General features: G+C 61.6%; 6 protein-coding genes. All 6 read right to left on the bottom strand.

The genetic code is table 11. From position 1 onward, the window contains the following. Nucleotides 1–41 precede the first annotated feature (41 nt). Entirely contained in the window at nucleotides 42–752 is a 711-nt protein-coding gene (locus tag RMO57_RS08010; protein ID WP_310385660.1) for a SprT family zinc-dependent metalloprotease, read from the bottom strand. Nucleotides 753–761: 9 nt separating this feature from the next. Continuing rightward, nucleotides 762–4,058 (bottom strand): type I restriction endonuclease subunit R, encoded by a 3,297-nt coding sequence (locus tag RMO57_RS08005; RefSeq protein WP_310385659.1) that lies wholly within the window; start codon nucleotides 4,056–4,058, stop codon nucleotides 762–764. A gap of 77 nt (nucleotides 4,059–4,135) precedes the next feature. Next, nucleotides 4,136–5,446 (bottom strand): restriction endonuclease subunit S, encoded by a 1,311-nt coding sequence (locus RMO57_RS08000; RefSeq protein WP_310385657.1) that lies wholly within the window; start codon nucleotides 5,444–5,446, stop codon nucleotides 4,136–4,138. Next, the gene (locus RMO57_RS07995) at nucleotides 5,443–7,071 is read right to left on the bottom strand and encodes a class I SAM-dependent DNA methyltransferase (RefSeq protein WP_310385655.1); all 1,629 of its coding nucleotides are present in this window, start codon (nucleotides 7,069–7,071) and stop codon (nucleotides 5,443–5,445) included. Before RMO57_RS07995 ends, RMO57_RS08000 begins: the two co-directional genes overlap by 4 nt. A 26-nt stretch (nucleotides 7,072–7,097) precedes the next feature. Continuing rightward, nucleotides 7,098–8,561, bottom strand: coding sequence for an ATP-binding protein (locus RMO57_RS07990; RefSeq protein WP_310385654.1), 1,464 nt, complete (start codon nucleotides 8,559–8,561; stop codon nucleotides 7,098–7,100). A 215-nt stretch (nucleotides 8,562–8,776) separates the two neighbouring features. Continuing rightward, the coding region (locus RMO57_RS07985) for a DNA gyrase subunit B (RefSeq protein WP_310385653.1) at nucleotides 8,777–10,561 on the bottom strand (1,785 nt) is incomplete at its 5' end.

Genomic DNA, 10,561 nt, shown 5'->3' with positions numbered 1-10,561 from the left:
ATCGACATCGACATCGACATGAACCCGCTACCACTCCTTCGCTAAACCATGTCGCCGAAAGCGGCTCGCTCCAGCACCTCATGCTGGCGCCGCCAGTCCGGCATCTGCCGAGCCACCAGCGCCCAGAAAGCTCGCGTGTGGCTCTTTTCCACCGTGTGGCAGAGCTCGTGCACAACGACATAGTCCTGCACGCTGGCCGGCAACTCCATGACGCGAGGGTGGAACTCCAGCACGTTCTGCGCATTGCAACTGGCCCAGCGACTTTGAAAGTGCCGGATGCGGGCGCCGCGCGCCTGCAAGCCTGACTGGCGTTCCCAGTGGCGCACGCGTGCCAGCAGCTTCTCGTGCGCACGGTCTCGGTAAAAGCCGGCGAGCAGGGGGGCGAGGGCGTCGAGCGCGATGCTGCGTCCCGCTGGGGTTTCAACCACGAAGCGCGAGGCGGTGAAGCGAAGCGTGGCGTTGGCCAGTGTCGGCACATGCTTCACCTCGGTGAAGTAGGACCTTCCGCAGTAGCGCAGGCGGCTGCCCGTGACGATGAGCTCTTCGGCTTGTGGCAGCTCCACCAGGGCCTGCTTCTCGCGAATCCAGCGCGCGCGCCGGCGCACCAGTGCTTCTTGCTCAGCTAGCCCCACGGCAGGCCCGCGCAGCAAAACCGGGTGTCCACGCTCCACGGTCACATAGTGCCGCTTGAGCGTGGCGTCAGCCTTGAAGCGCCATTCGATGGTCGTTTGACCGTATTGCAGCCGAGGCATAGGGATTCGTCAGTTCTTCAGCAAGATGTCCAGGATGCGTCCGGCGTGCTCGCGCGCGACAGAGCGCTCCCAGCCGGCCAGTGGCATCAGCAGCCGGCGCAGCAAGTCGCTAAGCTCAGGATGCAGGTCCGGCATCTGCTTCCAGTTGCCCGCCGCCAGCGTGTGGCTCAGGTCCTGGTCCTCGAACAGTTGGGTGCAGGCCACGCGGGCCGTCTCGTCGCCCAGCAAGTTGGCGAGGTAGCGATAGACGGCGGAATGGGCCGGCTTGTCGAAGCCGGTCTTGTCCTTGTCGACAACGCGTTGCCCAAACAATTCCAGCTGCTCCAGGAACTGGACCTGGCTGATGCGGCCGGCTTTTTCCTCTTCGAGCAACTTTTCCAGCTCGGCCGCCAGTTTGTCGAAGAAGGCCGGGTCCTTGTCGCGGCCGGTAGCGATGGTGTGCTTGAGCTGGTTCTTCATCACCAAGGCCTGGCTGCCGGGGCTGGCCAGCTGTTTCAGCCGGGCCATGTCGCTGGCGTCGAGTATTGACACCTCGCGCCCGAGCAGGCTTTTGGCTGGGCTGGCCGCAATGTAGTCATCCAGCAGGCGCTGCAGCAACGCTGACTCCAAGCGGGTGATGCGCTCGCGGTAATTGCTGCCGGGCAACTTGTCGCGCAGCATCAGGCGGATTTCGGCAAACAGGGTGAAGTAGGGCTTGAAGGGCACGCCGCGCGCATCGGGCAGGATGATGTCGACGCTGCGGTTGAACTGCTTCGCCAGTTCCAGAAAGTCCTCCACCGCGTCCAGGCGTGAGGCCGGGTCGAGGAAGCTTTCGGCATCGTCCTTGTAGTCCTCCCGCTGGTTCACCGGGTCATGTTTTTTAGGCAGCAGCTTGAGGATGCGCTCCAGCGTGCTCTGCAGCTTGGGCAACTCGCTCTCCACGCCTTGCCAGACCTGCGCCGCTTGCACCTCGCCGCCATAGACCTTCAGCGCTTGGTCCAAATGGTCCACCACGCCGTGGTAGTCCACGATATAGCCGGCGTTCTTGCCCGGCAGTGTGCGGTTGACCCGCGCAATCGCTTGCAGAAGCGTGTGTTCCTTCAGCGGTTTGTCCAGGTACATGGTGCTGACGATGGGCGCGTCCCAGCCGGTCAGCAGCATGTCCGACACGATGATGAGCCCCACGTTGTTGGCGTGCGGTCGACCATCCTGGCCCTTGGCCTCGTTGCCATAGGGCAGCGGGAACAACTTGCTGATGAAGGGGCCAAGCTGTTCGGACGGCATGGCGACCGGCTCCTTGCCGGCTTTGACTTCGTCCCGCACCCGCTCTTCGATGCGCTGCACCTTGGCGATGTCCAGCTTGTATTCGGCGGCCTCTTCCTCCACCGTGGCGCCGGTGCGTGTGCCGGTAATGCCGGCCAGCGAGATGACCACCTTGCTCTGGAACGTCGGCAGCCCCTGCAGTGCACGCTGAGCCATCAAGTCATCGAGCAGGTCCTTGTAGCGCACGGCCATGTCGCGGCCGTCGCACACCAGCATGGCCTTCAGCCCCTTGGCCTGCACATTGCTGACGAAGTGCTTCACCAGATGCGCAGCCACCTGGTCCATGCGGTCGCCGGCCTTGCGCCAGTGGGCGAGCAGCGCCTTCTTCAAGGCCTGTTGGCGCGCTTCGGGTTCCTTGGCAAACTGGGCGTCGAAGGCCGCGTCAAGCTGGGCATCCGCGGCCAGCTTGACCCAGGCGTCCTGGTACTTGATGGGCAGTGTCGCGCCATCGGCCACGGCCTCGTGCAGCCGGTACTCGTCGATATAGGTGTCGCCGCCGAACTCTGACAGCGTGTGCTTGTCGTCGCTCAGTAGCGGCGTGCCGGTGAACGCGATGAACTTGGCGTTCGGCAGGCTGGCCCGCATGAAGGCGGCAAGAAAGTCGTACTGGCTGCGGTGCGCTTCGTCCACCAGCACATAGAAATTGGGCTTTGCGCTCAACACCCGGAAGTTCACCTTCTCGCGCTTCAGCTCCAGCCACTTGGCATCGAGCAACACGCCGTCCTCATCGCGCAGGCCGAAGTTCTCGTTGCGCTCCTCCACCATGAAGAAGTCCTTGCCCACGCGCACCCGCCGGTGCCGGGTCGCATGCACGACCTCGTCAAACTCGTCGGGCGCGCAGTCTGCGCCGTCTTCGGCCGCTGCTGCGGGCTCATCGCCCTCCTGGAACTTCTGCACGGTGCTGGTGAACACGCTGCCGTAGTCGTTGCCCAGCATCCGCACCAGGCCCGCCACCGATACCGCCTGAATGGCGCGTATGCCCACCGCGTGGAAGGTGTCGAAAATTTGCTTGTCCAGGTCCCGGCGGTCGGTCAGTACCAGCACAGTGGGGTTGGCCAAGCCGGTGCTGTCGGCCCGCAGTAGCCGCGCCAGCAAGGCCATGGTCAGCGACTTGCCGCTGCCCTGCGTATGCCAGATGACACCGCCCACGGGCCGGTCAGCCGTCAGCCGGGCGACCGTCTTGCGCACCGCACGCCATTGCTGGTAGCGCGGTAGCTTCTTGACCGTCTTGCCGTCCCGCGTCTCGAACAGCACAAAGTGCGTGACCAGCTCCAGAAAGCGGCTGGGCTCGAACAAGGCCCACAACAGTTGGGCCTGCTCGCTCGGCTCGCTGCCCAGCAAGCTTGCCGCGGCATTCAACTCCGCCTCCTGAAGGCGGTAGCGTGCGTAAAACGCTGGCTTGGTGAGGATGGCGCCATACAGGCCTTCGCGCCGATTCAAGCCCACGCAGACCTGGTTGAACACAAACTGCGCCGGGAAGCTGCGTTGATAACCGTCCAGCTGAGCCAGCGCCTCGTCCAGCCGGTGGTGGCTGGCTTTGCACTCGATGATGGCCAGAGGCAGGCCGTTGACGAACAGCAGCAGGTCGGGCCGGAACAGGTCGCCGTCGGCATTGCGACCCACGTACTGGTCGACCACATGGAAGTCGTTGTTGGCGGTGTTGGCTGCGTCGAAAAAACGCACGCTGTGCGGCTTGCCCTCGGCGTCTTTGACCTGGATGTCCGAGCGATGCAGCACCTGCTCCCAGAACGCCTGGTTCGCCGGCAGCAACTCGTCGTTGACGCGCTTGCGCAGTTCCAGCAGCGCGGCAGCAACACCACCCGGTGCCTGGGTCAGCCACGGGTTCAGCACCAGCAGGCGCGGGCGTAGCACGTCTTCCAGCATGGGGGCCAGATGCCGGAACTCGACCGTCACTGCATTGCCCGACAGATGGGTGTAGCCCAGCTTGACGAGCCAGGCCAATGCCGGGGTTTCAACGCCAGTCTTCTCGGGCGACTGGCTCATGAGGCTGACGTCATTTGCTCATGCGGCAAATAGTTTTTGTTCATCTATTTTTTCCTCCCTGGGGCTGGCGGTTCTGGTCAGTCCGCCATGTCGACACCGAGTTTGACACGCCATTCGCCGGTCAGCAGTTTTTGCATCAGGCCGCGTTTCACGGATTGATAGAGCTCCCGCTTTGACTCCAAAGCATCAATCTTGAGGGTGATTGCCGTGAGCAGTTCGGCGATGCGCAGCTGTTCTGCCAGTGGAACCACCGGCATGAAGATACCTAGCAATGCTGCCTTAGATATGTTCTTCATGCTTCCGCTTGTTCCTGTGGCAGCCGTTCTGATTTCTTGCCGAACAAAGGGACTCTGAAGATAAAACGAAAGCCAGCGGACTGAATGCGGTGTGTCGGTTGGCTCGGTTTGCCAAAGCTTATCTGGCAGAAACAGATCGGGCCAAGATTCGTGAATGTACGCTGACTCGCCAACCAACGCTGGGGTGTTGGCCCGACTGATGATGATGCGGCCTTGCTGAACGGACTCCGCCGCTCGCGTGAGCTCATCGGGAACGACCGTTTTGTGGTTCGAGGGCAGAAAACTTCCACCTTGCACACAGCTGACCTTGAGGACACCAATTTCGCCTTCACCGTGAGGGCGGTCCTCGGCGTTCACGCTCACCCCTGACCGTAGTGACGCAACGTAGGCGCGAAGCGTGCCACCTTCCCAAGCTCTTGGAAGCCTTCGTCCATCGCTGTCCTTGAACTCTGAATGCGGCACCCATCGGTTATCTGCATCTTGGGCGCCTACGCCCCGGCTGAACAAGGTCTGCATCAGACCCCGCTTAAGGGATAGGGCAATTTCAATTTGCCGGGCAATCACGTCCAGCTTGTCATCAACGACTGTCAGGATAGCGGCGATTTTTTGCTGTTCAGGGAGCGGCGGCGCGGGGACTGCCTTCTTAAGCCAGTCCCTGGGTTTGAACAAGAATTTCTCGATGTCTACGCCTTGGCTGCAAATTAGAAACAGCTTTGCGTATTTCAATAGTTGGAACAAGTAGTTGAAGAAGCTGGCGTCAATGCCTTCACGGGGTTCGAGTACCAGGTATTCATTGGAAACAAGGGCCCCCGCCAACTCGGGCGGCACGATTCCACAAGCACCATGGACGATTTGCCGCTCAGAAATCAGGAAGTCACCCGCCTTAATCTCGAACTGGTTTTTCACCTTGATTTCTGCACCACGCTTTATGTCTCGAAGTTCAATCCCACCATTTCGGCGCTTCACAGTAACGCGTCGATACAGCGTCTCGTCATCCATTTTCACGGGCCGCTCAACAACGGTGAACACATCTCCAATCACCTTCGTGACCCAATTCGCGGGAGCTTGCTGAGTCAGCCGGCCCAAACTCATACCTCGTCCTCAAGTAGCCCCAAGTCCGAGAGGAACCCGTTGAGCCGTACATCAATTTGTGCCTCCTCTTCCGCCAATAAAGCCAGTTGAGTAACGGTCGCCGCCACATCCACCGTCTCTTCAATCTCCCCGTTGTCGATATAGCGCGCAAGGTTCAGGTTGCCGTCGTTGCCCCGAATCTCATCGAGCGTGACCACCCGGCAGTAGTGCTCCACCTCGGCCTGTTGGTCAAACGCCGCCTTGTGGGTGCTGCTGATGCGGGCGATGTCTTCGGGCCGTAGGTTGTTCTGCGCCTTGCCCTCCGCGTAGTCGCGGCTGGCATCAATGATGATGACCTTGCCCTTGAGTCCGCTGGGCTTGCGCTTGTTCAGAATCAGTACACAAGCCGGGATGCCAGTGTTGTAGAACAGTGCCGAGGGCAACCCGACGATGGCCTCGATGAGGTCCCCCGGCTGGGCGCCACTGGCCGCGTTGGTGCCGAACAGCAGGCCCGCGCGAATCTTGCCTTCCTCTCCGCTGCGGAACAGCACGCCATGCGGCAGGATGATGCCCATGCGGCCATCGGCCTTGAGGCTGGATAACATGTGCTGGGCAAAGGCGAGGTCGGCATAGCCGCGCGGTGGCACGCCGTAGGCAAACCGACCAAACGGGTCGTTGACCTCTTTGTAGCTGGGCGTCTTGAGCTTCTTGCCGTCTCGCCCTTCGCTGTCCTGCGCCGCTTCGCTTTCCAGCTCAAGCGGCGTCCACCAGGCCTTGGCGGAGAACGGCGGGTTGGCGATCACCCGGTCGAAGGTCTTGAGGTAGCCGCCGTCGAGATGCTTGGGTTCCGCCAGCGTGTCGCCGCGCTCAATCTCGGCCCGCATGTTATGCAGGTAGAGATTGAGCTTGGCGATGGCCCAGGTACCCAGGTTCTTCTCCTGGCCGAACAGCAGCGCATTGGGCCGGTCGCCAATCAGCGTGCCGCCCGGCAGCTTGGCGACGTGATGCGCGCTTTCCACCAGCATGCCGCCGCTGCCGCAGGTCGGGTCGTACACACTGTGGCCGGGCTGCGGGTCGATGAGCTCCACCACCAGTTGCACGACGGCCTTGGGCGTGTAGAACTCGCCGCCCTTCTTGCCCGCATCGTCGGCGAATTGCTTGATGAGGTACTCATACGCGTCGCCCAGCATGTCGGCCTTGTAGAGGTCGGCATTGCCCAGGCGGTACTGGTTGAAGTGGCGCAGCAGGCGCTGCAGCGTGGCGTCCGACAGCACACGCTTGTCGCCGTACTGGGTGGCAGTCAGCACGTGCTGCAGTTCGGTGTTGTTTGCTTCGATGGTGGCGAATGCTTTGTCCAGCGCCTCGCCGATGTTCTCGGTGCGGGCAATCAGCGTTGGCCAGCGGGCGTCCGGCGGGAAGGCGCCCCATTTGTCCTGTACTTCGGCCAGTGCGTCCAGCTTGCTCAGGCCATCAACGTCTTGCAGCTGCTGGACGCGCTCCTCAAACACGTCGTTGAAGCGCTTGAGGAACAGCAGGCCAAAGATGTAGTTCTTGAAGTCCGATGAGTCGATAGAGCCGCGCAAGATGTTGGCGGACTCCCACAGCCAGCTTTCCAGGGTTTCGAGAGTGAGTTGATTGGCGGCCATGGATGTCTTGTCGAAACGGGCTGGGCTCAGGCCCAGTAAGGGATGTACTCGGCAAACTTGTTGCCGCTGTGGGCGTCTTTGCGTTTGATGCGGCCGGCTTCGACCGCATCGCTGATCAGGTTGGTGATGGAATTGCGCTGTTTTTCGTGCAGCTTGAAGCGCTCGCGCAGCGTGGTGTTGGTCAGCGTCTGGCTGGACAGGTATTGCAGTACGGCATGCTGGTAACAGGCCTCGATGCGCTCTTGCGCGCCCATGTCCGTGAACTTGCGCGGGGCGCTGAGGGTGACGCTGAAGGCGTTCTCTTGCGGGCTGATGAGCAGCGGCGGCAGGCCGAAGAGTTCGATGGCCTTGATGATTTTCTGAAAGCCGGTGCCGCGCTCTTCGCAGATGCGAAAGCGCCGGAAGGAGGCGGCGAGCTTCTCGTTGCGCGACTCGGGCGTGGTGCCGATCAGGCGGTCGGGTTTTTTGCCCGGCAGCAGGGCACCGGGGTTGGTGACGGTGATGCGATCGCTGTAGATGTCCACCATGGGGCCGGCACCGGTGATGCTGAAATCCTGGTGGATCAGGGCGTTGGCGATCAGCTCGCGCAGGGCGATCTCGGGGTATAGCGTGGCCTCGGTGCGCAGCGACTGCTTGATCACCTCGGAATGCGGCAAGGTCTTGCACAGATCGCCAATCAAACCCTCAAAACCGACGGCATAGCCGCGCTGGCCCAAGCGCTCATCGATGGTGTCAACCTTGTTGCAGCCGCTGTAGCGCACCAGGCGTATGCGTTTACGTGCCAGCGCCGGAAAGTCATCCAGCTTGCGTGCGGCCGCGATGGCGCCGAAATGGGTGATGTAGTGGCCGCGTCCGTCGAGGCTGGTGATGCCTTCCTCGACCAGCCAGCGCGCCAGGTGCTCGGGTTCCGCAGGCAAGGGCCGCTGCAGCAGCGCGGCGATGGCTTCCAGGTCCAACAGCGCCTGCACATCGTCCAGCATGAGCAGCGGCGAGGCGCGCAACTCTTCCCAGCAGGGCGAGGCGCTGTTGAGCATCAGCGCGCCGATTTCCTGGCGAGAGGCTTTGCGTGTGCTGCCGCCGGAGCGAATCCATGCCTCCTCGATCGATTTGCCACGCCGGTGCACGGGTTTGACGGCTTGCTCCGGGATACGAACCAGCAAGATCGGTACGCCGCTGTCTTGAAAATCGATAACCGCATGGTCCAAGGCCAGGGCGGGTTCAATGGCTTGGCGACCCAGATTGGCCAAGGTGTTCACCACGAGCGCGGTCTGGTCGGTCTCAATGCCGATGGCCCTGCCGTTGTCATCGATACCGAAGGCCAGATAGCCACCGTTGGGATGGTTGGCAAAGGCGATCAGGTGCTCGGTGAGGCGATCTTTTTGATCAGACAGGCGCGTCTTCCAGTCCAGCTCATTGAGCTCGTGCGGCAGGGGCGCCAGACTCTCCTTGAGTGCAAGCAGCGCATCAGCGACCCAGAACTTTGTTGCCATGTGATAGCAAGTATTTGATTTGACTGGGGTTTTTGGAGATTTCCGGATTCGCGTGTGATGAGCAAGCACTGCCGCACTTTTACAAACTGTAAATACCCCAGCTGATGCTCAGCGTGTGATAGCAAGTACTTGATTCACAAGGAATTTCAGGAAACTTCCAGATTCGCGTGTGATAAAAAGCCGGGCCGGCGCGCGAGCCCGGCCCTATCGCTGACTCAAACGTCGATATTCCCCGCCCTCAACGCATTTTGCTCAATGAACTCGCGCCGTGGCTCGACCTCGTCGCCCATCAGCATCGTGAACACGCGGTCGGCTTCGATGGCGTCGTCGATTTGCACGCGCAACAAGCGGCGTACGGTCGGGTCCATCGTCGTTTCCCACAACTGGCTGGGATTCATTTCACCCAGACCTTTGTAGCGCTGGCGGCCGACCGAGTTTTCGGCTTGCGTCATCAGCCAGGACATCGCCGTGCGGAAGTCAGGGATCTTGCTTTCCTTGGCCTTCTCGCCTTCGCCCTTGCGCACCACGGCGTTTTCGCCGATCAGGCCCTTGAAGGTCACGCCGGCGCTGGCCAGCACCGCATAGTCGGCGCTGTGCACGAAGTCGGCATTGATGACGCTGGAACGGGTGTTGCCATGCTGCTTGCGGCTGATGCGCAGCAGCAATTTGTCGGTGCGCTCGTCGTATTCGCTGTGCACCTCGGCTTCGTGCAGCGCAGCTTGCATGGCCACGGCCGCAGCTTCCGCCGCCTCCTTGTTGTCGAGGTTGATGGCCAGGCCGCTGGAGAGCACGCGCAGCGCTTCAAAGTCCATCCAGTTCGACAGGCGCTTGATCACGCTCTCGGCCGCCACGTATTGGCGCGCCAGGGTTTCCAGCGCCTCGCCACTCAGGACTGCATCGCCAATGCCGGTGTGCAGGTGCGCGTCCTGCATCGCGATCTTGAGCAGGAAGCCGTCCAGCTCATGCCCGTCTTTCAGGTATTGCTCATGCTTGCCGACCTTGACCTTGTAGAGCGGCGGCTGGGCGATGTAGATGTGGCCGCGCTCGCATAACTCCGGCATTTGACGGTAGAAGAAGGTCAGCAAGAGCGTGCGGATGTGGGCGCCGTCAACGTCCGCATCGGTCATGATGATGATGCGGTGGTAGCGCAGCTTGTCGGGGTTGAAGTCGTCGCTGCCGGCGCCGCGGCCGATGCCGGTGCCAAGCGCGGTGATTAGCGTCAAGATTTCATTGCTGGTCAGCAACTTCTCATAACGCGCCTTCTCGACGTTCAGAATCTTGCCGCGCAGCGGCAAAATAGCCTGGAACTTGCGGTCACGGCCCTGCTTGGCGGAGCCGCCGGCGGAGTCGCCCTCGACGATGTAGATTTCGCACAGCGCCGGGTCTTTTTCCTGGCAGTCGGCCAGCTTGCCCGGCAGGCCCAGGCCATCCAGCACGCCTTTGCGGCGCGTCATTTCACGGGCTTTGCGGGCCGCTTCACGGGCGCGCGCGGCGTCCAGGATCTTGCCGCAGATGATCTTGGCGTCGATCGGGTTTTCGAGCAGGTAGTCGGTCAGCAAGCGGCCGACGATGTCTTCCACCGGCGCGCGCACTTCGCTGGACACCAGCTTGTCCTTGGTCTGGCTGCTGAACTTGGGCTCGGGCACCTTCACGCTGATCACGCAGGCCAGACCCTCGCGCATGTCGTCACCAGCGATCTCGACCTTGGCCTTCTTTGCCAGCTCGCTCTCGTCGATGTACTTGTTGATGACGCGCGTCATGGCAGCGCGCAGGCCGGTGAGGTGAGTGCCGCCGTCGCGCTGCGGAATGTTGTTGGTGAAGCACAGCGTCGACTCCTGGTAGGAGTCGTTCCACTGCATCGCGACCTCGACGATGATGCCCTCTTTTTCACCGACCGCGTGGAACGGCGTCGGATGGAGCACCGTTTTCGAACGGTTCATGTACTCCACGAAGCCCTTGATGCCTCCGATAAAGGCGAAGTCTTCTTCCTTGCCGTTGCG

Source organism: Roseateles sp., assembly GCF_031397715.1.
Lineage (GTDB): Bacteria > Pseudomonadota > Gammaproteobacteria > Burkholderiales > Burkholderiaceae_C > Paucibacter_A.
This window is presented reverse-complemented; position numbering and strand designations above follow the sequence as displayed.

Bases quoted from the DNA above. Each gene is read 5' to 3' on its own strand.
- RMO57_RS07995 (WP_310385655.1), bottom strand. From the start codon at position 7,071: ATGGCCGCCAATCAACTCACTCTCGAAACCCTGGAAAGCTGGCTGTGG.
- RMO57_RS08010 (WP_310385660.1), bottom strand. From the start codon at position 752: ATGCCTCGGCTGCAATACGGTCAAACGACCATCGAATGGCGCTTCAAG.
- RMO57_RS08005 (WP_310385659.1), bottom strand. From the start codon at position 4,058: ATGAGCCAGTCGCCCGAGAAGACTGGCGTTGAAACCCCGGCATTGGCC.
- RMO57_RS08000 (WP_310385657.1), bottom strand. From the start codon at position 5,446: ATGAGTTTGGGCCGGCTGACTCAGCAAGCTCCCGCGAATTGGGTCACG.
- RMO57_RS07990 (WP_310385654.1), bottom strand. From the start codon at position 8,561: ATGGCAACAAAGTTCTGGGTCGCTGATGCGCTGCTTGCACTCAAGGAG.